Origin of the sequence: Arthrobacter mobilis (assembly GCF_012395835.1) — a bacterium.
GTDB classification, from domain to species: Bacteria; Actinomycetota; Actinomycetes; order Actinomycetales; family Micrococcaceae; genus Crystallibacter; species Crystallibacter mobilis.
In genome coordinates, this window is the sequence record NZ_JAAZSQ010000001.1 from 485,528 (window position 1) to 509,864 (window position 24,337).

A 24,337-nucleotide genomic window follows, 5' to 3' on the forward strand; every position below is an offset into this window, starting at 1 on the left:
ATGGCATCCATCCGGTTGACGGTCGGGCAGGGCACCGACCGCGGGCTGCGCAGGCAGCTGAACGAAGATGCCCTGCTCGTGGCGCCGCCCCTGTTCGCCGTCGCCGACGGGATGGGCGGCCACGAGGCCGGCGACGTCGCCAGCCGGATCTGCGTGGAAACCCTGCAGCTGGACCCGGCCGGCCGGGAGGTCAACGGCGTGCACGCCGGCCAGGCCATTACCCGGGAGGAGCTGCGGCGGCGGCTCGCGGCCGCGGACCAGCGGATCAGGCAGGCGGCCGGTTCCCGGGCCGGCACCACCGTGAGCGGGGTGGCGCTGGTGGAGGCGGAGGGCCGGCCTGCCTGGCTGGTGTTCAACGTCGGGGACTCGCGCACCTACCGGCTGCGCCAGGGCCGGCTCGAACAGATCACCCGGGACCACTCCGAGGTGCAGGAGCTGCAGGACCTGGGGCGGATCACCGCCCAGCAGGCGCTGGTCCATCCGCGGCGCAACGTCATCACCCGCGCCCTGGGCACCGGCGAGGACGCGGAGCCGGACTTCTGGCTGCTGCCGGTGGAACCGGGGGACCGGATGCTGATCTGCTCCGACGGGCTCACCGGCGAGGTCAGCGACGACCACCTGCATACCATCCTCGCCACGCTGGCCCATCCGCAGGACGTGGTGGATTCGTTGATCCAGGCGGCACTGCGCTCGGGCGGGCGGGACAACATCACCCTGGTGGTGATCGACGCCGCCGCGGACTGAGGCGGCCGGGCAATGCGGCAAGATAGACCCGTGAGCACAGCGGAAATCCAGCCCGAAGAAACAGCACCGGAAGAAACGGCCCCGGCCGAAGCCTGGCAGCCCGATCAGCTGCCCAGCGAGGCAGTGCGCGAGGAATACCAGCGTGTGGTGGACGAGGTCCGCCGCCACCGCCACGCGTACTACACCGAGGACGCCCCGCTGATCTCCGATGCCGAGTACGATGCGCTGTACCGGCACCTGGAGGAGCTCGAGGCCCTGCACCCGGAACTGGTGGCCAACGACTCGCCCACCCAGGAGGTGGGCGGCGAGGTGTCCGCGGCGTTCACGCCGGTGCGCCACCTGCAGCGGATGTACAGCCTGGAGGACGTTTTCTCGCTCGAGGAACTGCAGGCCTGGGTCGAGCGGGCCACCGCCTCGGTGGCCCGGCTGGGCGGGGACCGCCCGCTGCGCTGGCTGGCCGAGGTCAAGATCGACGGCCTCGCCGTCAACCTGCTCTACCGCAACGGCGAGCTGGTCCGGGCCGCCACCCGCGGCGACGGAACCACCGGCGAGGACATCACGCACAATGCGCTGACTATCAAGGACATCCCCACCCGGCTGGCCGGCAGCAACCTCCCTGCGGAATTGGAAATCCGGGGCGAGGTCTTCATTGCCACCAGCGGCTTCCGCGAGCTCAACGAGCAGATGGTGGCCGAGGGCAAGGCCCCGTTCGCCAATCCGCGCAATGCCGCAGCCGGCTCGCTGCGGCAGAAGGATCCGGCGGTGACTGCCCGGCGGCCGCTGAGCATGTTCGTCCACGGCCTTGGCGCCCGCGAAGGCCTGGCCGCCGGCAGCCAGTCAGAAACCTATGCGCTGCTGCGCGGCTGGGGGCTGCCGGTCAGTCCGTACTTCCAGGTCATGGACAGCTTCGAGCAGGTCCTGGACTTCATCGGGCACTTCGGGCAGCACCGGCACGATCTGCTGCACGAGATCGACGGGATCGTCATCAAGGTGGACGACTTCGGGCTGCAGCGGGCCCTGGGCCACACCTCGCGGGTGCCGCGCTGGGCCGTGGCCTACAAGTATCCGCCGGAGGAGGTGCACACCAAGCTGCTGGACATCCGGGTCAATGTCGGGCGCACCGGCCGGGTCACGCCCTACGGGGTGATGGAGCCGGTGAAGGTGGCCGGCTCCACGGTGGAAATGGCCACGCTGCACAACCAGGATGTGGTCAAGGCCAAGGGCGTCATGATCGGGGACATCGTGGTGCTGCGCAAGGCCGGGGACGTCATTCCGGAAATCGTGGGCCCGGTGGTGGCCCTGCGGGACGCGCAGGAGCCAAAGGTGCGCGAATTCGTGATGCCGGCCGAGTGCCCGTCCTGCGGCACGCCGCTGGCCCCGGGCAAGGAAGGGGATGTGGACCTGCGCTGCCCCAATGCCCGGTCCTGCCCGGCGCAGCTGACCCAGCGGGTGGCCCACCTGGCCGGCCGCGGCGCCTTCGACATCGAGGCCCTCGGCGAGGAAGCCGCCGTGGCCCTGACCATGGGACCCGGCCCGGATCCGGCAGAGAACGGAGGAGCCGTCGCGCCCGGGGGCCCGGGCGTGATCACCACCGAGGCCGAGCTCTTCGACCTGGCGGCCAGCCATCCCGACCCGGAACTGCGCGCCCGGCTGGCGGACGTGCGGGTGTGGCGGGAGAAGCGGTCCAAGGGCCAGGGTACGGGCGTCTTCGAACTGGTGCCCTACTTCTACACCCGGGGCACCGCGAAGAAGCCCTCGGTGCCCACGGCCAACACCCAGAAGCTCTTCGAGGAACTGGACAAGGCCAAGAGCCAGCCGCTCTGGCGGGTGCTGGTGGCGCTGTCCATCCGCCATGTGGGACCGACCGCGGCCAGGGCCCTCGCCACCGCCTTCCGCACCATGGACGGGATCGAGAACGCCACGGAGGAACAACTGGCCCATGTGGACGGCGTGGGCCCGACCATCGCGGCGTCGCTGAAGGAATGGTTCGCCGTGGACTGGCACCGCGAGATCCTGCAGCGCTGGAAGGACGCCGGGGTGCGGATGGCCGACGAGGTGGACGAAAGCATCCCGCGCACGCTCGAAGGCCTGACCGTGGTGGTCACCGGCTCGCTCGAGGGCTTCAGCCGGGACGAGGCCAAGGAGGCGATCATCATCCGCGGGGGCAAGGCCTCCGGGTCCGTGTCGAAGAACACCAACTACGTGGTGGCCGGGGAGAATGCCGGCTCGAAGCTGGACAAGGCCGAGCAGCTGGGCATCCCCGTGCTGGACGAGGACGGCTTCCGCAAGCTGCTGGAAACGGGCACCGTCTGAGAGTTTTCCGGGACCGTGGCCGGATGGACTCCGGGCGTCGGTTGGAGGATGCCCGGGAAGGTTTGGGGAAAGAAATGTGAGCTACACCGCGCGGCGGTTCCCCGGTGCCGGCCGTGCGGTCCATCACCATGGAAGGATGACACAAAGCACCACTGCACCCGCCCCTGCCCCTTCCGCCGCCCAGGCACCGGACCTGACCGCGGCCGAAGCCGCGCAGTACCTGCGGACCGGGCAGCTGGATGCGGCGGCCTACCTCGGCGCGCTGGCCGGGCGGCGGGACTGGGCGGAGCAGCTGGGAGTGCTGATCCACGACAACTTCCCGGCCCTGCTCGAATCCGTTGCCGGCAGCCAGGACGCGGCGTCCCAGGACGCGCCGCTGGCCGGCATCCCGGTGGTGCTGAAGGACACCATCGACGCTGCCGGCATGCCGACGACCGGCGGCACCCCGGCCCTGAAGGACCACCGCCCCGCCGAGGACGCTCCCGTGACGGCCCGGCTGCGCGCCGCCGGCGCGCTGGTGGCGGGCAAGGCCAACCTGCACGAACTGTCCTTCGGCATCACCTCGAACAACGCAGCGTTCGGCCCGGTCCGCAACCCGTTCGACCCTGCCCGGGTGGCCGGGGGCAGCAGCGGAGGCTGCGCCGCCGCCGTCGCCATCGGCCTGGTACCGGCGGCCCTGGCCGCCGATACCGGCGGCTCGGTGCGCATCCCGGCGGCCTACTGCGGCATCGTCGGGTTCCGGCCCTCCGCCGGGCGCTACCCGTCCGCGGGCCTGGTGCCGGTTTCGCACACCCGCGACACGGTGGGACCGATGGCCCGCAGCGTCGCCGACATTATCCTGCTCGATGCGGTGCTGGCCGGACAGAAGCCGCCGGCCGCGGCCAGGCGCCGGGCCGACGCCGCCGGGCTGCCGCTGGACGGGCTGCGCCTGGGCGTCCCGGAGAGCACCTTCGGCCAGGACCTTGAGCCGGAGGTCGAGGCCTGCTTCCGCAGCACCCTGGCGGTGCTGGAGGCCGCCGGCGCCGAACTGGTGCCCGTGCAGCTGCGCGAGGTCCTGGACCTGGCCGACCCGGCGGGGCAGACGATCGCCCTGTACGAGGTGGCCGAGGACCTGGCCGGCTACCTGGCCGCCGGAGGCGCCTCCGCCAGCGTTCAGGACGTTGTGGACGCCGTCGCCAGCGAGGACGTGCGCGGCATCTTCGAGGCCGCCGCCGCGCTGCGGAAATCCGGCGACGCAGCGTACCGGCAGGCGCTGGCGGACGCGGCCACGGCCCGGCAGCTGTACCAGGCGGCCGTGGAGGAAGCCGGCGTGGCCGCGGTGATCCAGCCGACGGCCCCGGTCACGGCCCCGGAAATCGGCCGGGACACCACCATCGAGCTCAACGGCCGCGAGGTGCCCACCTTCGCCACCGTCATCCGGCACGCCAACCTCGGCGGCGTCCTGGGGCTGCCCGGCATCTCCCTGCCGGCGGGCACCAGCGCCGCCGGCCTGCCGGTCGGCGTCGAACTGGACACCGTGCCCGGTGCCGACGCGGACCTGCTCTGGCTCGCCCGGCAGGTCGAGGCACTGCTGCCGGCCGCGCCGCGGCCTGTCCCGGGCGCACCGGCGGCCGCCGGGAAGTGAGCATCACCGTCCGGCCCGCCGTCGAGGCCGATTACGACGACGTCGCCCGGCTGACGCGGGCGGCGTACCTGCACGGCGGGCACCTGACGGAGGCTGATGCCTACCTCGAGCGGCTCGCGGACGTGGCGCACCGCGCCGAACATGCCACCGTCTGGGTGGCCGAGCTGGACGGGAAGGTCGCCGGCGCGGTGACGCTGACCCTCGCCGGCGGGGAGTACGCCGACATTGCCCGCCCCGGCGAGCTGGAATTCCGCATGCTGGCGGTCGACCCCGCCCTCCAGCGCTCCGGCGTGGGGCGGGCCCTGGTCCAGGCCATCATCGAGCACGCCCGGCAGCTTCCGGGCGTCGAGGCGGTCAGCCTGACCACGGGCAGCGACTGGGAGCGGGCCCACCGGCTCTACTGGTCCCTGGGCTTCGTCCGCGTCCCGGAGCGGGACTGGAACGTGCCGGGTACCGATATCCGGCTGTGGGTCTTCCGGCTGGACCTCAAGGGGCCTGCCCGGCGCCGGTAGACTGGTAGCCACAACCGTTCCCCATCTGCAGGAGACCCATGTCTGAGATCAATCGTGAGGCGGTCGCGCATTTGGCGCGGCTGGCCCACATTGAGATGACCGCGGAAGAGCTGGACAAAATGGCCGGCGAACTGGACGTCATCGTCGACTCGATCAAGACCGTCAGCGAAGTGGCCGGCGACGATGTACCGGCCACCTCCCATCCGATTCCGCTGGCCAACGTGTTCCGCGAGGATGTGCCCGGTGCGACGCTGACCAACGAGCAGGCCCTCTCCGGCGCGCCGGATGCCGAGGACGGCCGCTTCAAGGTCCCTGCAATCCTGGATGAGGAGTAAGGCCCCCGTGAACGAACTGATTAGCTCCAGCGCTGCCGACCTGGCCGCGAAGCTGGCCGCCAAGGAAGTCTCCGCCGTGGAGGTCACCCAGGCGCACCTGGACCGCATAGCCGAGGTCGACGGCGAGGTGAACGCCTTCCTGCACGTGAACACCGAGGAGGCCCTCGCCGTCGCCGCCGAGGTGGATGCCCTCCGGGCCGGCGGCCTGGCCGGGGAACTGCACGCCCTGGCCGGCGTGCCGATCGCGATCAAGGACCTGATCGTGACCATCGGCCAGCCCACCACCGCCGGGTCGAAGATGCTCGAAGGCTGGATGAGCCCCTACGACGCCACCGTGATCAGCAGGATCCGCGAGGCCAGGATGCCGATGCTGGGCAAGACCAACCTGGACGAGTTCGCCATGGGGTCCTCCACCGAGCATTCGGCCTACGGGCCCACCCGCAACCCCTGGGACCTGGACCGGATCCCCGGCGGTTCCGGCGGCGGATCCGCCGCAGCGGTGGCCGCGTACGAGGCCCCGCTGGCCCTGGGCACCGACACCGGCGGTTCCATCCGCCAGCCGGCGGCGGTCACCGGTTCGGTGGGCGTGAAGCCGACCTACGGCGGCGTCTCGCGCTACGGGGCCATCGCCATGGCCTCCTCGCTGGACCAGATCGGCCCGGTCTCCCGGACCGTGCTGGACTCGGCACTGCTGCACGAGGTGATCGGCGGCCACGACCCGGCCGACTCCACCTCGCTGACCGACCCGCTGGGCGCGCTCGCCGAGGCGGCCCGCTCCGCGGACGTCGCCGGACTGCGGATCGGCGTGGTCCGCGAGCTGCAGGGTGAAGGCTACGACGCCGGAGTGCAGCAGCGCTTCGACGAGTCCCTTCAGCTGCTGCGCGGCGCCGGGGCCGAGATCGTCGAAGTGTCCTGCCCGAACTTCCGCTACGCCCTGGGCGCCTACTACCTGATCATGCCCTCGGAGGCCTCGTCCAATCTGGCCAAGTTCGACGGCGTGCGCTACGGGCTGCGGGTGCTGCCCGAGGACGGGCCGATGACCATCGAGCGCGTGATGGGCGCCACCCGTGCCGCCGGCTTCGGCGACGAGGTCAAGCGCCGGATCATCCTGGGCACCTATGCCCTGTCGGCCGGCTACTACGACGCCTACTACGGCTCGGCGCAGAAGGTGCGGACCCTGGTCCAGCGCGACTTCGAGGCCGCCTTCGCGCAGGCGGACGTGCTGGTGTCCCCGACCGCTCCGACCACGGCCTTCCGGCTGGGGGAGAAGCTGGACGATCCGCTGGCGATGTACCTGAACGACGTCGCCACCATTCCGGCCAACCTGGCCGGCGTGCCCGGCATCTCGGTGCCCGGCGGCCTGGCCGACGGGCTGCCGGTGGGCATTCAGTTCCTGGCCCCGGCCCGCGAGGACGTGCGGCTGTACCGTGCCGGCGCCGCGCTCGAGGCCCTGCTGGAGGAAAAATGGGGCGGCCCGCTGCTTGCCCAGGCCCCGGTTCTCGGAGGTGTGAAGTAAATGACTGCTGTAACGGATGAAACCCTCTCCTTCGACGAGGCCATGGCCAAGTACGACCCGGTACTTGGCTTCGAGGTCCACGTGGAGCTGAACACCCGGACCAAGATGTTCTCCGCGGCCCCGAATGCCTTCGGGGACGAGCCGAACACCAATGTCAGCCCGGTGGACCTGGGCCTGCCCGGGGTGCTGCCGGTAGTGAACAGGGCGGCGGTGGAGTACTCGATCAAGATCGGCCTGGCCCTGGGCTGCAAGATCGCGCCCTCGTGCACCTTCGCGCGGAAGAACTACTTCTATCCGGACACCCCGAAGAACTTCCAGACCTCCCAGTACGAGGACCCGATCGCCTACGACGGCGCCATCGACATCGAACTGGAGGACGGCACGGTCTTCACCGTGGAGATCGAGCGGGCGCACATGGAGGAGGACGCCGGCAAGCTGACCCACATGGGCGGGGCCACCGGGCGCATCCAGGGCGCCGACTTCTCCCTGGTCGACTACAACCGGGCCGGCGTGCCGCTGGTGGAGATCGTGACCAAGCCGATCGTCGGCGCCGGTTCCCGGGCCCCCGAGCTGGCCAGGGCCTACGTGGCCACCATCCGCGAGATCGTGAAGAACCTGGGCGTGTCGGATGCCCGGATGGAACGCGGCAACGTGCGCTGCGACGCCAACGTCTCGCTGATGCCCAAGGGCTCGGCCACCTTCGGCACGCGGTCGGAAACCAAGAACGTGAACTCGCTGCGTGCCGTCGAACGCGCCGTGCGCTACGAGATCCAGCGGCACGCAGCGGTGCTCGAATCCGGCCAGAAGGTCACCCAGGAGACCCGCCACTGGCACGAGGACACCCGCTCCACCACCGCCGGCCGGCCCAAGTCCGACGCCGACGACTACCGCTACTTCCCGGAGCCGGACCTGGTGCCGGTGGTCACCAGCGAGGAGTGGATCGAGGAACTGCGCGCGCAGCTGCCCGAGCCGCCCGCCGAGCGCCGCCGGCGGCTGAAGGAGGCCTGGGGCTACTCCGACGCCGAGTTCCGCGACGTGGTCAATGCCGGGGTGATGGACTCGATCGAGGAGACCATTGCCGCCGGCGCCAGCGCCGCCGCGGCCCGCAAGTGGTGGATGGGCGAGGTCTCCCGCCGGGCCAAGGAAGCCGAGGTGGACCCGGCGGAGCTGGGCATCACGGCGGCGACCATCGTGGAGCTGGACTCGCTGATCCGCGCCGGCAAGATCAACGACAAGCTGGCCCGCAAGGTGCTCGAACACGTGCTGGCCGGCGAGGGCACCCCCGCCGAGGTGGTGCAGCAGCACGGCATGGCCGTGGTCTCCGACGACGCGGCGCTGCTCGAGGCGATCGATGCTGCCCTGGCGGCCCAGCCGGACGTGGCGGAGAAGATCCGCGGCGGCAAGGTGCAGGCGGCCGGCGCGATCGTCGGCGGGGTCATGAAGGCCACCCGCGGACAGGCCGACGCCGGCCGCGTCCGCGAGCTGATCTTCGAGCGCCTCGGCGTGGCCGGCTAGCACCGGCCCCTGGCCGGCACCCCCTCCATCGACTGGGCAGATCACGCCCGTTTCCCGGCCGGAAACGGGCGTGATCTGTAGTCTCGATGGGAGGGGAGGGAAGGAGGGCGGCCGATGGCGGGCATGCCTGCAGCGGACATCCGGGTGAGCGGTGGCCTGGTCCGGCGCCTGCTGGCCGACCAGTTCCCGGACCTGGCCGCCCTGCCGCTGCGCTCGGCGGCCACCGGCTGGGACAATGCCATTTTCCGGCTGGGTGATGCGCTCGCGGTCAGGCTGCCGCGGCGCGCCGCCGCCGCGCCGCTGGTGCTGCACGAGCAGACCTGGCTGCCGAAGCTGGCCACCGGGCTGGAGATGTCGGTGCCGGCCCCGCTGCGCTGCGGCACGCCGTCGCCGTTTTTTCCGTGGCACTGGTCTGTGCTGCGCTGGATTGACGGCACGACGGCAGCCGGACAGCCCGCCGCGCAGCGGCGGCGCTGGGCGGGCCAGCTGGCAGCTTTCCTGGCCGGATTCGGGCAGCCGGCGCCGCCGCAGGCGCCAGCCAACCCGGTCCGCGGTGTTCCGCTGCGGGCCCGGGATGCTGACGTGCGCCGGCGGCTGGCCTCGCTGGCAGCCGAGCTGCCGGAGGCGGCGGAAGCGGCCCGGCTCTGGCAGCAGCTGTGCGCCGCACCCGGCTGGAACGGCCCCGCGCTTTGGCTGCACGGGGATCTGCACCCGGCCAACCTCATCACTACCGGCGGCAGGCTCTCGGCGGTGATTGACTTCGGTGACCTGACGGCCGGGGATCCGGCCACCGACCTGGCCGCAGCCTGGCTGGTCTTTGACGGGCCGGGCCGCCGGGAATTCCGCGAGGCCCTTGAGTCGCGCCGGCGCATCGACGCGGCGACGTGGCAGCGGGCCCGCGGCTGGGCGTTGAACATTGCCACGGCCCTGCTGGCCATTCCGACGACAGCCCGCTGCTGCGGGCGGCCGGCCAGGCGGCGCTCGCCGAGGTCCTGGACCAGACCTGAGCGAGGGCCGCGGTTCAGCCGGGGAAGCCGAGCAGCTCCGAGCGGATCAGGAAGCGCTTGCCCTCGGGGGCTTCAACGGAGAAACCGCTGCCCCGGCCCGCCACCACGTCCACGGTCAGCCGGGTGTGCTTCCAGTAGGCGAACTGCCCGCGCGACATCCAGAACTCCAGCGGCCCGCAGCCGGGCAGGTCGAACACACCGAGCAGCACATCGGCTTCCGCGGTGATGAACTCGCCCGCCGGGTAGCACATCGGCGAGGAGCCGTCGCAGCAGCCGCCGGACTGGTGGAACATCAGCGGCCCGTGGCCGGCCCAGAGTTTCTGCAGCAACCTGACGGCGGATCCGGTCAGTGCCACCCGGGAGAAGTCCTCCCCGGGCAGCACCGCCGCGGCCTCCAGAACGGATTCGGAGGGCGCCATTTTTTAGAAGAACCCGAGCCTGTTCTCGTTGTAGCTGACCAGCAGGTTCTTGGTCTGCTGGTAGTGCTCGAGCATCATGGCGTGGTTCTCCCGGCCGATCCCGGAGGACTTGTAGCCGCCAAAGGCGGCGCCGGCGGGGTAGGCGTGGTAGTTGTTCACCCAGACCCGGCCGGCCTGGATCTCCCGGCCGGCCCGGTAGGCCGTGTTTCCGTTGCGGGACCAGACCCCGGCACCGAGGCCGTACAGGGTGTCGTTGGCGATCTGCACCGCCTCGGCGTAGTCGCCGAAGCGGGTCACCGAGACGACCGGGCCGAAGATCTCCTCCTGGAAGATGCGCATGCTGTTGGTGCCCTCGAAGACGGTGGGCGCCACGTAGTAGCCCTCCGCCAAGTCTCCGGGCAGCTGGGCACGGGCGCCACCGGTGAGCACCTTGGCGCCTTCCTGGCGGCCGATGTCGATGTAGGAGAGGATCTTCTCCAGCTGGTCGTTGGAGGCTTGCGCGCCGATCTGGGTGTCGGTATCCAGCGGGTTGCCCTGGACGATCTTTTGGGTCCGGGCCAGGGCGTCGGCCATGAACGAGTCGTAGATCGAGTCCTGGATAAGGGCCCGGGACGGGCAGGTGCACACCTCGCCCTGGTTGAAGGCGAACAGCGCGAAGCCTTCCAGCGCCTTGTCGTAGAAGGCATCGTTAGCCTCGGCCACGTCGGAGAAGAAGATGTTCGGGCTCTTGCCGCCCAGTTCCAGGGTGACCGGGATGATGTTCTGGGAGGCGTACTGGCTGATCAGCCGGCCGGTGGTGGTCTCGCCGGTGAAGGCGATCTTGCGGATCCGCGGGGAGGAGGCCAGCGGCTTGCCGGCCTCCACGCCGAAGCCGTTGACCACGTTCACCACGCCTGCCGGCAGGATGTCGGCCAGCAGTTCCATCAGCACCAGGATCGAGGCAGGGGTCTGTTCGGCGGGCTTGAGCACGACGGCGTTGCCGGCGGCCAGGGCCGGGGCCAGCTTCCAGACCGCCATCAGGATCGGGAAGTTCCACGGAATGATCTGCCCGACCACCCCGAGGGGTTCGTGGAAGTGGTAGGCGGTGGTGTCCTCGTCCAGCTGGGAGAGCCGGCCCTCCTGGGCGCGGATCGCCGAGGCGAAGTAGCGGAAGTGGTCCGCAGCCAGCGGGATGTCGGCGGCGAGCGTCTCGCGCACGGCCTTGCCGTTGTCCCACGTCTCGGCCACCGCCAGCAGCTCCAGGTTCTCCTCGATCCGGTCCGCGATGCGGTTGATGATCAGCGCGCGCTCGGCCACCGGGGTCCTGCCCCAGGCCGGGGCCGCCTTGTGCGCGGCGTCCAGGGCCAGCTCGATATCCTCCGCCGTACCCCGGGCCACCTCGCAGAACACCTTGCCCGTCACCGGGGAGATGTCCTCGAAGTACCCGCCCTTGACCGGGGCCACCCATTCGCCGCCGATCCAGTTCTCATAGCGGGGCTTGAAGCTGACCTTGGCTCCGGGCCGGCCGGGCTGTGCGTATACCGTCATGGGTAACTCCTTCGGCGTGTCACGTTCGGACAGACGTCCTCGTCTGCCGTCCCGAGCCTAGGCCGGGCAAGGTTGCATCCAGGTTGCAGCGTTCAGCCGTCCGCTTCCAGTTCCGTCAGACGGGCGACGACGGCGGCCCGCCGCGGCGAGCGGGCTGGCAGCAGCCGCAGCGCGCAGCGCCAGGCCTCGGCGTCATATCTGGCCTCGGGCAGCTGGAGGTAGCGCAGCAGCGTGTCGGGGGAGCCGTCCGCCAGGACGGCTTCGCGCATGGTCATGGCCACCTCGGACCGGTAGCCGGCGATGCCCGGAGCCACCGAGCGCGGCAGCAGTTCGCCCCGGTAGCCGTCCAGGGCCTGGCGGCGGGCCCCGCGGTGCAGCTGCGCGAGGACCTGGCCGGCATCGGTGGCCAGCGCCTGCGGCAGCCGGTACGGGCGCGACTGCGGCACCAGTGCCGGGCAGCCGGCAGCCAGCAGGCGGCGCAACCGGACCATTTCAGCCCTCAGCGTGGTCAGCCCGCCGGCGTCGGGATACAGCAGGTCCGCCAGTTCCTCCGCCCGCAGGCCCTGCGGATGCAGCGCGAGCAGGGCCAGGATCTCGGTGTGGCGCAGGGACAGCTCCAGCCGGCCTCCGGCGGCGGTCAGCCGGCCCTGGTCCCTGCCGGTGATTTCCAGCAGGTACCCGGCGGTCCGGGGCGCGGGGACGGCCCGGGGGACGGTGCCTTGGAGGCGGTCGATGCGCAGCTGGGCCTCGGCAGCGGCCACCGCCGCCTGGACCAGCGGCAGGGTGTGCGGGGCCACCGCCTCGCCGTGTCCGGTAATGTCCACGACGCCGATCACCGCGCCGGTGTCCGGGTCATGGACCGGCACTGCCGTGCAGCTCCACGGATGCACCGCGGGGCTGAAGTGCTCGGCCCCGGCGATCTGGATGCCGCGGCCCAGGGCGAGGGCCGTTCCCGGAGCGCTGGTGCCCACGGCGGCCTCCGACCAGTCGGCGCCGGGCAGGAACGCCATGGACTCGGCCCGCCGGCGCTGCGCCCGGTCCCCGTCCACCCACAGCAGCCGGCCCCGCTCGTCCCCGACGGCCACCAGCAGGCCGGTGTCCCGGGCCGGCAGCACCAGCAGCCGGCGGATCACCGGCATGAGGCCGGCCAGCGGGTGGCGCCGCCGGTAGTCCTCGAGTTCGCCGCCGCCCAGCGCCACCGGCGCGGCCGCGGCACCCGGGGAGCCGAGCGCGCGCAGGGACCGCTGCCAGGAGTCGCGCACCACCGCGCGCAGCCCGCGCAACCCGTCCGGGGCACCCGGTCCGGGCGGGCGGAACCGGTCCAGCTGCTCATGGGCGGCCTGGGCCTGCTGCTGGACCTGGAGTAAGGACGGCTCGATCCTGCCGGGCACCGTTGCTCCGCTCGTTCAGTGGCGTGGGCCACAGTCTACCCAACCGTTCCGGAGCCCGTAGAGTGGGAAGGTGGCGCACGTCACGGGTGTGCCGGGGATGGGGCAGCCAGGGTGGGCAGCATGGCGAACGAGAGCAACGGCGGGAGCAACGGGAGGTCCGCGTGAAGGCGCTGTTGAAGTCCGGGCCGCACCCCGGTTTCGAACTGGTGGACCGGCCGGAGCCGAAGCCCGGGCATGCCGACGTGCTGATCAAGGTCCTGACCACCGGCATCTGCGGCACCGACCTGCACATCCAGGCCTGGGACGCCTGGGCACAGGGGGCCATCACCCCGCCGCTGGTGCCCGGCCACGAGTTCTATGGCGAGGTGGTCGAGGTCGGTGCCGATGTCCGGGATGTCCGGCCCGGGGACCGGGTCTCGGGCGAGGGGCACATCGTCTGCGGGATCTGCCGGAACTGCCGCGCCGGCCGGCGGCAGATGTGTATCCGCACCCTCAGCGTGGGCGTCCAGCGCGACGGGGCCTTCGCCGAATATGTGGTGCTGCCCGAAACCAATGTCTGGGTGCACCACGATCCGGGCGTCACCCCGGAACTGGGGGCCATCTTCGACCCCTTCGGCAACGCCGTCCATACCGCCCTGAGCTTCCCGATGGTTGGCGAGGACGTGCTGATCACCGGGGCGGGCCCGATCGGGCTGATGGCCGTGGCAGTGGCGCGGCATGCCGGGGCCCGCAGGATCGCCATTACCGATGTGTCCCCGGCCCGGCTGAAACTGGCGGTGAAGATGGGTGCGGACCTGGCCGTGGACGTCAGCCGGGACCGGCTGGCCCAGGCCCAGCACGAGCTGCGGATGGCCGAAGGCTTCGACATCGGCCTGGAAATGTCCGGCCGCGCCACGGCGCTGCGCGAAATGATCGACAACATGACCCACGGCGGGCGCATCGCGCTGCTGGGCCTGCCCTCCGAGCCGCTCACCGTCGACTGGTCCAAAGTCGTCACCCACATGCTCACGCTCAAGGGCATCTACGGGCGGGAGATGTTCGAAACCTGGTACGCGATGAGTGCCATGCTCTCCTCCAGTCCGGTGCTGCATGCCGCGATCTCCGGGGTGATCACCGACGTGCTGCCGGCCGCCGAGTGGGAACACGGGTTCGACCTTGCCCGTGGTGGCCTCGGCGGCAAGGTAGTGCTTGACTGGACCCGGATCTGAACCGGCCGGGACGCTCAGGGAGGCTTCCATGTACTCTGCGATCAAGCAGCAGCTGCTCCAGGAGCTGGACGGGATCCGCGCCGCCGGCCTGTTCAAGGCCGAACGCCGGATCGCCTCGCCGCAGTCCGGCCGCATCCTGGCCGGCAGCCCCGGCACCGAACCGCGCCAGGTGCTGAACTTCTGCGCGAACAACTACCTGGGCCTGGCCGACGATCCCCGGATCATCGCCGCCGCCAAGCAGGCCATGGACGAGCGCGGCTTCGGCATGGCCAGCGTGCGCTTCATCTGCGGCACCCAGGACCTGCACCTGCAGCTGGAGCAGCGGGTCTCGGCCTTCCTCGGCACCGAGGACACCATTCTGTTCTCCTCCTGCTTCGACGCCAACGGCGGCGTGTTCGAAGCCCTCTTCGGCCCGGACGACGCGGTCATTTCGGACGCGCTGAACCACGCCTCGATCATCGACGGCATCCGGCTCTCCAAGGCGCAGCGCTACCGCTACGCCAACCGCGACATGGCCGAGCTGGAGGCCAGGCTGCAGGAAGCCGCCGGGGCCCGGCGGAAGATCGTGGTCACCGACGGGGTGTTCTCGATGGACGGCTACCTCGCCCCGCTGCGTGAGATCTGCGCGCTCGCCGAGGCCTACGATGCGCTGGTGATGGTGGACGACTCGCATGCCGTCGGCGTCATTGGGCCGACCGGCGCCGGGAGCCCGGAACATGCGGGCGTCTCCGGCCGGGTGGACATCTACACCGGGACCTTCGGCAAGGCCCTGGGCGGAGCCTCCGGCGGCTATGTCTCCGGCCGGCGGGAAATCGTGGCGCTGCTGCGGCAAAGGGCCCGGCCCTACCTGTTCTCCAACTCGGTCGCCCCGGCCATCGCCGCGGCCACCCTGCAGGCCCTGGAACTGGTACAGGGATCGGCCCAGCTGCGCGGGCGGCTGCAGGAGAATGCGGCGCTTTTCCGGCAGCGCATGGCCGCCGAAGGCTTCGACCTGCTGCCCGGCGAGCACCCGATCGTGCCGGTGATGTTCGGCGACGCGGTGCTGGCCGGCCGGATCGCCGAGGCGATGCTGGAGCAGGGGGTCTATGTCACCGCCTTCAGCTATCCGGTGGTGCCCCAGGGTACGGCCCGGATCCGGGTCCAGCTGTCGGCAGCGCATACTGCCGGCGACGTCGAGGCGTGCGTGGCCGCGTTCGTGGCCGCACGTGCCTCGGTCTAGGACGCCTGATGGCACCGCTGGGCCGGCGGAAGCGGCCGCAGCCGGCGGCCGAGCCTGCGGCCATCCGCGATTTCTGGGCGTGGTGGCTGCAGCACGGCACCCGGCTGGTGGCGCAGGGCCGGGATGCGGGCGGGGCGGACTACGCAAAACAGCTGAGCCGGCATGTCTCCCGGATCAGTCCCGGCCTGGCCTGGGAACTCGGGCCGGGAACGGTTTCGACACACCAGCTGGTGATTTTCTCCGAGAGCAAGGACTACGCAGCGGTGGCCCGCCGCGTGCTCAAGGCGGCCCCGGCGCCGTCGCCGGAGTGGGAGTACACGGACGTGCGCCAGGCGTCCGAGTTCTTCGAGGACCTCACGCTGGGCGTAGGCGGCCAGGAGTTCGACAGCACGGAGTTCAGGGTGGGCCTGATGGTCAACAGGTACTCGGTGGACATCGCCGTCTACCACCCCCGCCTGAAGGACCTGCCCGCAGGCGAGCGGCTGGGCCCGGTCGGCATCATGCTCGACCATGCCATCGGCCAGCAGGACGTCGCCGCCTGGATCGGGGTCATTGAGCCGGTGCTGCACGATCTGCCCAACGGCGTCCCGCTGGCGATGCTGCGCAGCGTGGTGGAGCAGCTGCGGTCCAAGGCCTTTGATGAACAGGGCCGGCCCATCTGGCATGAACTGAACGGTACAGCGGCCAACGGGCTCCCGGTCCTGGCCCGGGTCCAGGTTCCGCTGGTGCCGGCCTTCTGGCCCGACTACGATCTCCACGTCGTCGTCAGCCTGCCGTACAAAGTGCACCTGGCCGCCGGCACGGATGCGGCGCTGCTGCAGGATTCCGGCCTGCCGGACCCCGGCGGGCCGCAGGATTCCGGACTGGCCGGCGGCGCGGGGCTGCCGGACGGCCCGGGGCTGCCGGATGCGGGGGCGCTGGCGGCCCTGCAGGCGATGGAGGACCGTCTGTGCGCACAGCTCCTCGGTGAGGGGCGCCTGGTCGCGACGGAAACGAGCGGCGGCCGGCGGTTGCTGCACTTCTACGTGGACTCCACCGGTCCAGCCGCCTGGGAGCTGGAGGCCACCGCTGTGGACTGGCAGCCCGGACAGGTCGGTTTCGGCACCGAGCTTGATCCGGCCTGGTCCAGCGTCCGCCACCTGCGGATCAGGTAGGGCGCTCCCCGTCCCGCAGCGCCGGCCGTGGCAGGATGGCGCTATGCCACTTACCTGCGACGTCCTGATCATTGGCGGCGGCATTGCCGGCCTGTCCCTGGCCTCCGAGCTCTCCGGCAGCGCACCCGGCCTCCACGTAGTGCTCGCCGAGGCCGAAGCGACGCTGGCCTACCACACCTCTTCGCGCTCCGCCCGGCAGCTGATTCCCAGCTACGGGCCGCCGGCGGTCCGCGAGCTGACCAGGAGGACCCTGGAGCTGCTGCACGGCATCCAGGAGCGCACCGGGACGGTGTTCCTGACCCCGCGCAGCTTCCTGCTGGTCGGCAGCGAGGAGGACGTGCAGGCCAACGCCACCGCCGAGATGGAGTTCCTCAGCCCGGCGCAGGTGCAGCAGCTCAGCCCCGAACTGCGGCCCGGCACCTTCGCGGCAGCCGGCCTGGACCGGCACTCCTTCGGCTCGAACGCCGACGCCATGATCGAATACCACCGGGCGGCGGCGGAGGCCGGCGGCGCGGTGGTCCTCACCGGGGCGCCGGTCCGGGCAGCGGCAGCCGGCGGCGCCGGCTGGCGGGTCGAGGCGGGGGAGCACAGCATCGAGGCGGCCACGGTGGTCAATGCCGCCGGGGCGTGGGCGGACCAGGTCGCAGGACTCTTTGGCGCCGCCCCGCAGGGTCTGGTGCCGTACCGGCGCACCGCCGCCGTCGTCGACGTCGACCATCCGCTCGGAGCCGGCCAGCCGATGGTCGCGGCGGCGGACCATACCTTCTACTACCGTCCGGAGGGCAGCCAGGTGCTTATTTCACCCTCGGAGGCGGTGCCCAGCGTGGCCGAGGACGCCAGGCCCCGGCCCGGCGACGTCGAGGCCGTCGTCGAACTGATCGACGGGCTGACCACCATGGGCATCCGTTCGGTGGCGCGCGCCTGGACCGGCCTGCGCACCGAGCCGGCGGACGGGCACCCGGTGGTGGGCTTCGACGGCGACGTGGACGGTTTCTTCTGGCTGGCCGGCCAGGGCGGCTACGGCTTCCAGACCTCCTGCGGGATTGCCGAGCTGGCCGCGGGGCTGCTGCTGGGGCAGGACAGCGGGCCCTGGTCCGCGGCCGCCGCGGCGGCGCTCAGCCCGCTGCGCGGCGGCCCCAGCCCCACTCCCTGAAGCTACTGGACGATCAGCGCGCTGTAGTCCGGCTCGTTCTCCAGCACGCCGTACTTCCTGGCAGCGGTCCCCAGCGCCTTGAGCCCGTCCAGGTTGATCTCCGGGCGCCAGACGGTCATCTCGACCTTTTGTGCCAGCTCCGGGGTGACCTTGGCGTAGTCCTGGATGATTGTGCGCACTTGGTCTTCGTTCTCCGCGGCGTACTCGAAGGACTTGTGCAGGGCCGTCCGGAAGCGCTCCACCAGCTCGGGGTTCTGGTCCAGCGTCTGCTGGGAGGTGAAATAGAACGCCGAGTCGAAGTTTTCCGCCAGGTCGGTCATCGGGCTGGCCACGATCTTGCCGCCGGCGTCCAGGATCTGGGTGCGGAAGGGCTCGGTCGTCCACGCCGCGTCGACATCGCCGCGGGCCAGGGCCGCGGGCATGTTCGGGTAGGGGATTTCCACGAACTTGACCTCCTCCGGGTTGCCGCCCGCTTTCTCGACGGAGTTGCGGATGGTGATGTCGGCGAAGTTGTTCAGGGCATTGACCGCGACCGTCTTGCCGGCCAGGTCGGCCGGGCCGTTGATGCCGCTGTCGGGCATGGCGGCGACCTCGGTGGTGTCGTGCCCCGGTTCGTTGGTGGAGCTGGAGCCGTTGGAGATGACCTTGATCGGCAGCGCCTTGTCCTGGGCGATCAGCAGGGAGACCGCGTTCGAATAGCCGAACTGGTACTCGCCGGTGGTGACCGCCGGCACAATGGCGGCGCCGCCCTGGGCCGGCTGCAGGTCGAGGTCGATGCCCTCGTCCTCGAAGAAGCCTTGCTGTTCGCCGAGGTAGACGGGGGCGACGTCGGTGATCGGCAGCAGGCCCAAGGTCACCTTGTCCAGGTTTCCGGCGCCCGCTCCCGCGGTGCCGCCGGCAGGCTCGGTGGACGAGGGGCTGCCGGTGCCGCACCCGGACAGGGCGAGGATTCCTGCCACCGCCGCAGACACCGCGGTCAGGGCGGCGCGGCGGCGCGGGCTGCGCGTCAGCTGTGTTGTCATGGGCCTCTCCAAATTCTGCCGTTAGGTGGCACGACCCTTTCAAGCAATGAAATCCCAGGATCGCTACCTGAAATGTACGGATAGTCGCCGCGAACGTCAATGGGCGGGGCCGGCCCGGCGTGGAGGGATTTCTTGCCGGGCAGTGAAATACGTGTTTTACTGGGCGCAACAAGCCTCAGTTGCCGCCTTTGGCGTGGAAGGAGCCCGGATGGTTGCCAACGCCGCGCCCGACGCTACCACCAGAGCCGCCGACAGGGCCCTGGGACTGCTGCGGGTGGTCTGCGAGCACGACGGCGTCAAACTCGCCGATGCCGCCAAGGAGATGGGACTCTCGGCCAGCACCGCGCTGCGCCTGCTGCGCACCTTGGAAGCCAACGGCTTCGCGGCCCGGCGGGGGGACGGCCTGTACCGCCCGGGCTACCGGATGGTCCAGCTGGGCGTCCAGGCGCTCAGCCACGATTCGCTCGTGGCCACCAGCCGCGCCGCCCTGCAGTCCGTGGTGGCCCGCACGGGCGAGTCGGCCTACCTGAGCGTGGCGGCCGGCAACACGCAGGGGCTGTACCTGGCCATCGAGGAAGGGACCCAGTCGGTGCGGCACATCAACTGGGTCGGCAGGACCTTCCCGCTCGAGGGCAGCGCGGCCGGCGCCGCCCTGCAGGGCAAGGTGGAGCCGGGCTCGTTCATCGTCGTCGCCGAGGGCGTGGAACCGGACATCACCGCCGTGGCCGCACCGGTGATGGCCGGCTCCAAGGTCGTGGCGGCGCTGAGCGTGGTGGCGCCCAGCTACCGCACCACGCCGGAAGCCGCCCGCACCCTGGGCGCGGTCGTGGCCGCCGAAGCCGGCCGGCTCTTTGCCACGCCTGCCGCCGATCAGGCCGGTGCCCCCGGCCTGGACGACTCCCACCCTGCCGCCGGATGACCGAACCCACCCGAGGAACCACATGGACACCGTAACCTCGCTACTTGACTCCATTGCCGGCGTCGGCCGCGACGAACAGCGCGGCGGCTACACCCGCCCGGTCTACTCGGCCGCGGAGCTGGACCTGCGCGCCTGGTTCGTGGAGCAGGCGGGACGCCGCGGGCTGGATGTGGAGACCGACCGCAACGGGATCATCTGGGCCTGGTGGGGCCCGCCGCAGGCCGGCGCGCTGGTCACCGGCAGCCACCTCGACTCGGTGCCCGGCGGCGGCGCTTTCGACGGTCCGCTCGGGGTGGCAGCCGCGCTCGCCGCGGTGGACGAACTGCGGGCCCGCGGGGTCGAGCCGCGCCGTTCCCTGGCCGTCACGGTGTTCCCGGAAGAGGAAGGTTCCCGCTTCGGCGTGGCCTGCCTGGGGTCCCGGCTGCTCACCGGCGCCATCGACGCGGACAAGGCCAGGAACCTGCGCGACGCCGACGGAAACACCTTCGCCGACGTCGCCCGGCAGAACGGGCTGGACCCGGCACACCTCGGCGCGGACCCGGAGGCGCTGGCCCGGATCGGCGACTTCGTCGAGCTGCATGTGGAACAGGGCCGCGGCCTCGGCGAGGACGGGCCGGCCGTCGCCGTCGGCAGTTCCATCCTCGGCCACGGCCGCTGGAAGCTGGGGATCGCCGGCCAGGGCAACCACGCCGGGACCACGCTGATGGAGGACCGCCGGGACCCGATGGTCGCGGCCGCGCAGGTCATCCTCGCCGTGCGGCAGGTGGCCGCGGCCCAGCCGGACGCCCGGGCGACGGTCGGGCGGATCCAGCCGGTGCCCGGGGGTACCAACGTGATCGCCTCGCGGGTGGATTTGTGGCTGGACGTGCGCCATCCGGACGACGCCGTGACCGCCCGGCTGGTGGAGACCATCCATGGCAAGGCGCAGAAGATCGCGGCCTTTGAAGGGTGCACCGTGTCCCTGACCGAGGAGTCCTACAGCGGCACCGTGTATTTCGACCCCGCCCTGCAGCGCCAGCTGGAGAACGCCCTGCCGGGGGCGCCGGTGCTGGCCACCGGTGCCGGTCACGACGCCGGGGTGCTGGCCGGGTACGTTCCCTCCGGCATGCTGTTCATCCGGAACCCGACCGGGATTTCGCACTCGCCCGAGGAATTCGTCGAGCCGGCCGATGCCGACGCCGGCTCGGCCGCGCTGGCGGATGCGCTGGAGGCGCTGCTGTGAGCGCGGTGTGGTGCGAGGCCGCCTGGCTGCCCGGCCGGGGCGTGGTGGACCGGGTGCGCGCCGAGGTCAATGCCGCCGGCATCGTCACCTCGGTCCGCAGCGGCGTCCCGGCCCGGGAGGCCGACCTGCACGTGGAGGGCGTGGCCTTCCCGGCGGCCGCCAACGCGCATTCGCACGCCTTCCACCGGGTGCTGCGCGGGCGCACGCACGCCATGGGCGTGGGCAGCTTCTGGACCTGGCGCCAGCAGATGTACCAGGCCGCCGGCGCCCTCACGCCCGAGCTGTACGAGGAACTGGCCACCGCGGTCTTCGCGGAAATGGTGGTGACCGGCTGGACCAGCGTGGCCGAATTCCACTACGTCCACCACCGGCCCGACGGCACCCCGTACGCGGGGGAGGACGGCCGGCACGCCATGGAACTGGCGCTGGCCCGGGCCGCCGTCAACGCACGCATCCGGCTGACGTTGCTGGACACCTGCTACCTGGCCGGCGGAATCGGTCAGCCGCTCTCGGCGGAGCAGGCCAGGTTCGGCGATGCCGGCCCCGAGGCCTGGCTCGAGCGCCTGCAGTCCCTGCGCGAGGAGGTGGCACGCCGGTTTTCCCCGGACGAGGTCACCGTCGCCGCCGCACTGCATTCGGTCCGTGCCGTGCCCGCCGAGGCATTCGAAGTCATCGCCCGGGACCTGCCCGCCGAGCTGCCGCTGCACATCCACCTTTCCGAGCAGCCGGCCGAGAACGAGGCCTGCGTGCAGGCCACCGGGATGACTCCCACCGGCCTGCTGCACCGGCACGGCCTGGTCACCCCGCGGCTGTCGGCCGTGCACGCCACCCACCTGGCCGAGGCCGACATTGCCATCCTGGGTGCCGGGCACACCACCGTGGTGATGTGCCCGACCACCGAGGCCGACCTGGGCGACGGGATCGGCCCGGCTGCCGCGCTGCGCGACGCCGGCGCCCGGATTGCGCTCGGCACCGACCAGCACGCCGTCGTCGACCCCTGGCTGGAGATGCGCGCCCTCGAGCACGGCGAACGGCTGGGGTCGGGCCAGCGCGGCTGGTTCCCGCCTGACGCACTGCACACGGCCGTCTCCGATGCCGGCGCCGCGGCCCAGGGCCGGCGGCCGCCGGGACTGGCCCCGGGCCGGTACTGCGACCTGATGGCGGTGGATCCGGCCAGCCTGCGCACGGTGGGCTCGCGGCGCGACCAGCTGGCCCTGACCGCCACCGCCCAGGACGTGGGCACCGTGGTGGTTGGCGGCCGGCTTGCTGCCCGAAAGGGCATCCACGCCACCCTCGGGGACCCGGCACGCCTGCTGGCCACCGCCCTCGCCAAACTCGACAGTGAAGGATCCTGACCCAGATGACAGACTCCCCAGCCAGCTCGCTGCTGATCACCAACATCGGCGAGCTGATGACCCAGGACCCGGCGCGCGGGGCGGACGGCGTGCTGCGCGATGCGGCCGTTGTGCTCGAAGGCGAGCGGATCGCCTGGCTTGGCACTGCCGCCGAGGCACCGGCGGCAGACGCGGTGCACGACGCCGGCGGGCGGGCCGTGCTGCCCGGCTGGGTGGATTCGCACACCCACCTGGTGTTCGCCGGGGACCGCACGGCCGAGTTCGAAGCCCGGATGGCCGGGCAGAGCTACCAGGCCGGCGGCATCGCCGTGACCGTCAAAGCGACCCGGGCCGCCGACGACTATGAGCTCACCCGGCTGCTGCTGGCGCGTGCCGCCGAGGCAGCCGCCGGCGGCACGACGTACCTGGAGACGAAGACCGGCTACGGCCTGGACGTGGAGCAGGAAGCCCGCAGTGCGCGGATCGCCTCCACCGTGGCGGACCAGGTGACCTTCCTCGGCGCGCACCTGGTGCCGGCCGGCGTCGACGCCGACGCGTACACGGACCTGGTCTGCGGCGACATGCTCTCCGCCGTGCGGGCCTACGTGCAGTGGGCGGATGTGTTTTGCGAGCGCGGGGCGTTCACCGAGGAGCAGTCCCGCCGCGTGCTGACCGCCTGCCGGGACGCGGGGCTGGGGCTGCGCGTGCACGGGAACCAGCTCGGCGAGGGACCTGGGGTGGCGCTGGCGGTGGAGTTCGGCGCCGCCAGCGTGGACCATGTGAACTACCTGTCAGATACCGACGTCGAGCTGCTGGCCGGCACCTGGGCCGGCTGGGATGCCGGCGCCGGCACGGGCCGGCGCGGCACCGTGGCCACCTGCCTGCCGGCCTGCGACCTGTCCACCCGCCAGCCGCTGGCGCCGGGACGGCGGCTGCTCGATGCCGGCGTCGAAATCGCGCTGGCCTCCAACTGCAACCCCGGGACCTCCTACACCAGTTCGATGAACTACTGCGTGACGACGGCAGTGCTGCAGATGGGCCTGAGCGTGCACGAGGCGGTGCGTGCGGCGACCTACGGCGGTGCGTTGGCCCTGGGCGTGCACACCGGCACCGATGCCGACGGCGAGCGGGCGGTGGGCTCGATCGCCGTCGGGCACCGGGCGGACCTGCACCTGCTCAACGCGCCTTCGGCCACGCATCTGGCCTACCGGCCGGGCATGCCGCTGACGGCGGCCGTGTGGCGGGCGGGCAAGCAGGTCGCCTGAGCGTGGGGCAGGCCCTTTCGTGTCGCTGGCGCGCCACGCAGGGACCCGGCTGCCCCACCCTGCCGAGTGGGGCAGGATAGTGTCCATGCAGACCGGAACCACACCGACCGGCGCGGTGCCCCGCACCCGCGGCTATTACCGTGCCGAAGTGCTCATTGTGCTGGGACTGTCCCTGGGCCAGTCCGCGGTCTACGCCGTGGTCGACCTGCTGGAGAAGGCCACCCGGGCGCCGCTGGCGTCGCAGACCACCACGCTGAACCCGGTGCTGGACGAGCGGGAGGTCTTCGACCTGGTCTACCAGCTGCTGGGAATCTTCTTCTCGCTGGTCCCGGTGGCGCTGGTGCTGTTCCTGCTCGCCGCGCCGGGCGTACCGGCCGGAAAACCAGCCGGCCGGCCGGTGTTCCGCCGGCTGGGGTTCGATTTCGCCCGACCCGGGCTGGATCTCGGCCTCGGCTTCGGCCTGGCGCTGGCCGTGGGGGCGGGAACCCTGGGCGTGTACGCGGCCGGCCGGGCGCTGGGAATTACGACGGCGGTCGTGCCGTCGGCGCTGGATACCTACTGGTGGACGGTGCCGGTACTGGTGCTCTCCGCCCTGCGCCATGGAGTGGTCGAGGAAGTCATTGTGGTGGGCTACCTCTTCGACCGCTGCGCCCGGTTCGGCTGGAGTAACTGGACCATCATCCTGGCCAGCGCCCTGGTCCGCGGCTCCTACCACCTGTACCAGGGGATCGGGCCGGGGGTGGGCAACTTCCTGATGGGGCTGCTCTTCGGCTATGTCTACACCCGGACCCGGCGGGTCATGCCGCTGGTGGTGGCGCATGCCCTGCTGGATACCGCCGGCTTCGTCGGCTACGCCCTCTTCGGCCCCGCCATCGGCCTCGGCACCTGACCCGTCTCCGTGCCCCTTCCATCTTTTCCCTTCTCCCTCCCCCCTTCCC

Annotated in this window: 20 protein-coding genes and 1 pseudogene; 17 read left to right on the forward strand and 4 right to left on the reverse strand. The window is 71.5% G+C overall.

Features of this window, described 5'->3' with window-relative positions; genetic code table 11:
- The 8 genes and pseudogenes from HGG74_RS02260 to HGG74_RS02295 all read left to right on the forward strand — a co-directional run.
- Complete coding sequence (locus tag HGG74_RS02260; protein WP_168484692.1) at positions 1–744, forward strand: PP2C family protein-serine/threonine phosphatase; 744 nt, start codon at positions 1–3, stop codon at positions 742–744.
- A 30-nt stretch (positions 745–774) separates the two neighbouring features.
- The gene (gene ligA / locus HGG74_RS02265; protein WP_376766111.1) at positions 775–3,057 is read left to right on the forward strand and encodes an NAD-dependent DNA ligase LigA; all 2,283 of its coding nucleotides are present in this window, start codon (positions 775–777) and stop codon (positions 3,055–3,057) included.
- Between the two features lie 136 nt (positions 3,058–3,193).
- Positions 3,194–4,681: an amidase family protein gene (locus tag HGG74_RS02270; protein WP_168484694.1), complete on the forward strand. Its 1,488-nt coding sequence runs from the start codon at positions 3,194–3,196 to the stop codon at positions 4,679–4,681.
- The gene (locus HGG74_RS02275; protein ID WP_168484695.1) at positions 4,678–5,193 is read left to right on the forward strand and encodes a GNAT family N-acetyltransferase; all 516 of its coding nucleotides are present in this window, start codon (positions 4,678–4,680) and stop codon (positions 5,191–5,193) included. The genes HGG74_RS02270 and HGG74_RS02275 overlap by 4 nt, the downstream gene beginning before the upstream one ends.
- A gap of 38 nt (positions 5,194–5,231) precedes the next feature.
- Complete coding sequence (gene gatC / locus HGG74_RS02280) at positions 5,232–5,528, forward strand: Asp-tRNA(Asn)/Glu-tRNA(Gln) amidotransferase subunit GatC (RefSeq protein WP_168484696.1); 297 nt, start codon at positions 5,232–5,234, stop codon at positions 5,526–5,528.
- On the forward strand, positions 5,518–7,044 hold the full coding sequence (gatA, locus tag HGG74_RS02285) for an Asp-tRNA(Asn)/Glu-tRNA(Gln) amidotransferase subunit GatA (protein WP_168484697.1): 1,527 nt from the start codon (positions 5,518–5,520) through the stop codon (positions 7,042–7,044). Before gatC ends, gatA begins: the two co-directional genes overlap by 11 nt.
- Positions 7,045–8,559, forward strand: a complete 1,515-nt coding sequence (gene gatB / locus HGG74_RS02290) for an Asp-tRNA(Asn)/Glu-tRNA(Gln) amidotransferase subunit GatB (protein WP_168484698.1) — start codon at positions 7,045–7,047, stop codon at positions 8,557–8,559.
- Between the two features lie 123 nt (positions 8,560–8,682).
- Positions 8,683–9,405 (forward strand): annotated as a pseudogene (locus tag HGG74_RS02295) (aminoglycoside phosphotransferase family protein); the annotation flags it as partial.
- A gap of 175 nt (positions 9,406–9,580) precedes the next feature.
- On the opposite strand, the gene HGG74_RS02300 reads toward HGG74_RS02295, so the two are convergent.
- From HGG74_RS02300 to HGG74_RS02310, 3 genes are all read right to left on the reverse strand, one after another.
- On the reverse strand, positions 9,581–9,985 hold the full coding sequence (locus HGG74_RS02300; protein ID WP_168484699.1) for a DUF779 domain-containing protein: 405 nt from the start codon (positions 9,983–9,985) through the stop codon (positions 9,581–9,583).
- Positions 9,986–9,988: 3 nt separating this feature from the next.
- Positions 9,989–11,512 (reverse strand): acetaldehyde dehydrogenase ExaC, encoded by a 1,524-nt coding sequence (exaC, locus tag HGG74_RS02305; protein ID WP_168484700.1) that lies wholly within the window; start codon positions 11,510–11,512, stop codon positions 9,989–9,991.
- Positions 11,513–11,604: 92 nt separating this feature from the next.
- On the reverse strand, positions 11,605–12,903 hold the full coding sequence (locus tag HGG74_RS02310; protein WP_168484701.1) for a GAF domain-containing protein: 1,299 nt from the start codon (positions 12,901–12,903) through the stop codon (positions 11,605–11,607).
- 161 nt (positions 12,904–13,064) lie between these two features.
- On the opposite strand from HGG74_RS02310, the gene tdh reads away from it, so the two are divergent.
- Genes tdh through HGG74_RS02330 form a run of 4 tightly spaced genes read left to right on the forward strand, consistent with a single transcriptional unit; the run spans position 13,065 to position 17,637 of the window.
- Positions 13,065–14,111: an L-threonine 3-dehydrogenase gene (gene tdh, locus HGG74_RS02315; protein ID WP_168484702.1), complete on the forward strand. Its 1,047-nt coding sequence runs from the start codon at positions 13,065–13,067 to the stop codon at positions 14,109–14,111.
- A gap of 28 nt (positions 14,112–14,139) precedes the next feature.
- A complete protein-coding gene (locus HGG74_RS02320) occupies positions 14,140–15,330 on the forward strand; it encodes a glycine C-acetyltransferase (RefSeq protein ID WP_168484703.1) in 1,191 nt (396 codons plus the stop codon).
- Between the two features lie 8 nt (positions 15,331–15,338).
- On the forward strand, positions 15,339–16,484 hold the full coding sequence (locus HGG74_RS02325; RefSeq protein ID WP_168484704.1) for a DUF695 domain-containing protein: 1,146 nt from the start codon (positions 15,339–15,341) through the stop codon (positions 16,482–16,484).
- Positions 16,485–16,527: 43 nt separating this feature from the next.
- Entirely contained in the window at positions 16,528–17,637 is a 1,110-nt protein-coding gene (locus HGG74_RS02330) for an NAD(P)/FAD-dependent oxidoreductase (protein ID WP_168484705.1), read from the forward strand.
- Positions 17,638–17,639: 2 nt separating this feature from the next.
- Here the strand turns inward: HGG74_RS02330 and HGG74_RS02335 are convergent, their stop codons facing one another.
- Positions 17,640–18,659 carry an ABC transporter substrate-binding protein gene (locus tag HGG74_RS02335; RefSeq protein WP_168484706.1) on the reverse strand — a complete coding sequence of 340 codons (1,020 nt, stop codon included), beginning with the start codon at positions 18,657–18,659 and terminating at the stop codon, positions 17,640–17,642.
- Positions 18,660–18,867: 208 nt separating this feature from the next.
- Between HGG74_RS02335 and HGG74_RS02340 the strand changes: the two genes are divergently transcribed.
- From HGG74_RS02340 to HGG74_RS02360, 5 genes are all read left to right on the forward strand, one after another.
- Positions 18,868–19,578, forward strand: coding sequence for an IclR family transcriptional regulator (locus tag HGG74_RS02340; RefSeq protein ID WP_168484707.1), 711 nt, complete (start codon positions 18,868–18,870; stop codon positions 19,576–19,578).
- A 22-nt stretch (positions 19,579–19,600) separates the two neighbouring features.
- Positions 19,601–20,800, forward strand: coding sequence for an allantoate amidohydrolase (locus HGG74_RS02345; protein ID WP_168484708.1), 1,200 nt, complete (start codon positions 19,601–19,603; stop codon positions 20,798–20,800).
- Positions 20,797–22,155: a formimidoylglutamate deiminase gene (locus tag HGG74_RS02350; protein WP_168484709.1), complete on the forward strand. Its 1,359-nt coding sequence runs from the start codon at positions 20,797–20,799 to the stop codon at positions 22,153–22,155. Before HGG74_RS02345 ends, HGG74_RS02350 begins: the two co-directional genes overlap by 4 nt.
- Positions 22,156–22,160: 5 nt before the next feature.
- Positions 22,161–23,399, forward strand: coding sequence for an imidazolonepropionase (gene hutI, locus HGG74_RS02355; RefSeq protein ID WP_168484710.1), 1,239 nt, complete (start codon positions 22,161–22,163; stop codon positions 23,397–23,399).
- An 85-nt stretch (positions 23,400–23,484) separates the two neighbouring features.
- The gene (locus HGG74_RS02360) at positions 23,485–24,288 is read left to right on the forward strand and encodes a CPBP family intramembrane glutamic endopeptidase (protein ID WP_168484711.1); all 804 of its coding nucleotides are present in this window, start codon (positions 23,485–23,487) and stop codon (positions 24,286–24,288) included.
- Positions 24,289–24,337: the final 49 nt, after the last annotated feature.

What these genes read in the sequence shown, in the direction of transcription:
- HGG74_RS02260 (WP_168484692.1), top strand. Translation starts at nt 1, where the DNA reads ATGGCATCCATCCGGTTGACGGTCGGGCAGGGCACCGACCGCGGGCTG.
- HGG74_RS02270 (WP_168484694.1), top strand. Translation starts at nt 3,194, where the DNA reads ATGACACAAAGCACCACTGCACCCGCCCCTGCCCCTTCCGCCGCCCAG.
- gatC (WP_168484696.1), top strand. Translation starts at nt 5,232, where the DNA reads ATGTCTGAGATCAATCGTGAGGCGGTCGCGCATTTGGCGCGGCTGGCC.
- gatA (WP_168484697.1), top strand. Translation starts at nt 5,518, where the DNA reads ATGAGGAGTAAGGCCCCCGTGAACGAACTGATTAGCTCCAGCGCTGCC.
- gatB (WP_168484698.1), top strand. Translation starts at nt 7,045, where the DNA reads ATGACTGCTGTAACGGATGAAACCCTCTCCTTCGACGAGGCCATGGCC.
- HGG74_RS02300 (WP_168484699.1), bottom strand. Translation starts at nt 9,985, where the DNA reads ATGGCGCCCTCCGAATCCGTTCTGGAGGCCGCGGCGGTGCTGCCCGGG.
- exaC (WP_168484700.1), bottom strand. Translation starts at nt 11,512, where the DNA reads ATGACGGTATACGCACAGCCCGGCCGGCCCGGAGCCAAGGTCAGCTTC.
- HGG74_RS02320 (WP_168484703.1), top strand. Translation starts at nt 14,140, where the DNA reads ATGTACTCTGCGATCAAGCAGCAGCTGCTCCAGGAGCTGGACGGGATC.
- HGG74_RS02325 (WP_168484704.1), top strand. Translation starts at nt 15,339, where the DNA reads ATGGCACCGCTGGGCCGGCGGAAGCGGCCGCAGCCGGCGGCCGAGCCT.
- HGG74_RS02330 (WP_168484705.1), top strand. Translation starts at nt 16,528, where the DNA reads ATGCCACTTACCTGCGACGTCCTGATCATTGGCGGCGGCATTGCCGGC.
- HGG74_RS02335 (WP_168484706.1), bottom strand. Translation starts at nt 18,659, where the DNA reads ATGACAACACAGCTGACGCGCAGCCCGCGCCGCCGCGCCGCCCTGACC.
- HGG74_RS02340 (WP_168484707.1), top strand. Translation starts at nt 18,868, where the DNA reads ATGGTTGCCAACGCCGCGCCCGACGCTACCACCAGAGCCGCCGACAGG.
- HGG74_RS02345 (WP_168484708.1), top strand. Translation starts at nt 19,601, where the DNA reads ATGGACACCGTAACCTCGCTACTTGACTCCATTGCCGGCGTCGGCCGC.
- hutI (WP_168484710.1), top strand. Translation starts at nt 22,161, where the DNA reads ATGACAGACTCCCCAGCCAGCTCGCTGCTGATCACCAACATCGGCGAG.
- HGG74_RS02360 (WP_168484711.1), top strand. Translation starts at nt 23,485, where the DNA reads ATGCAGACCGGAACCACACCGACCGGCGCGGTGCCCCGCACCCGCGGC.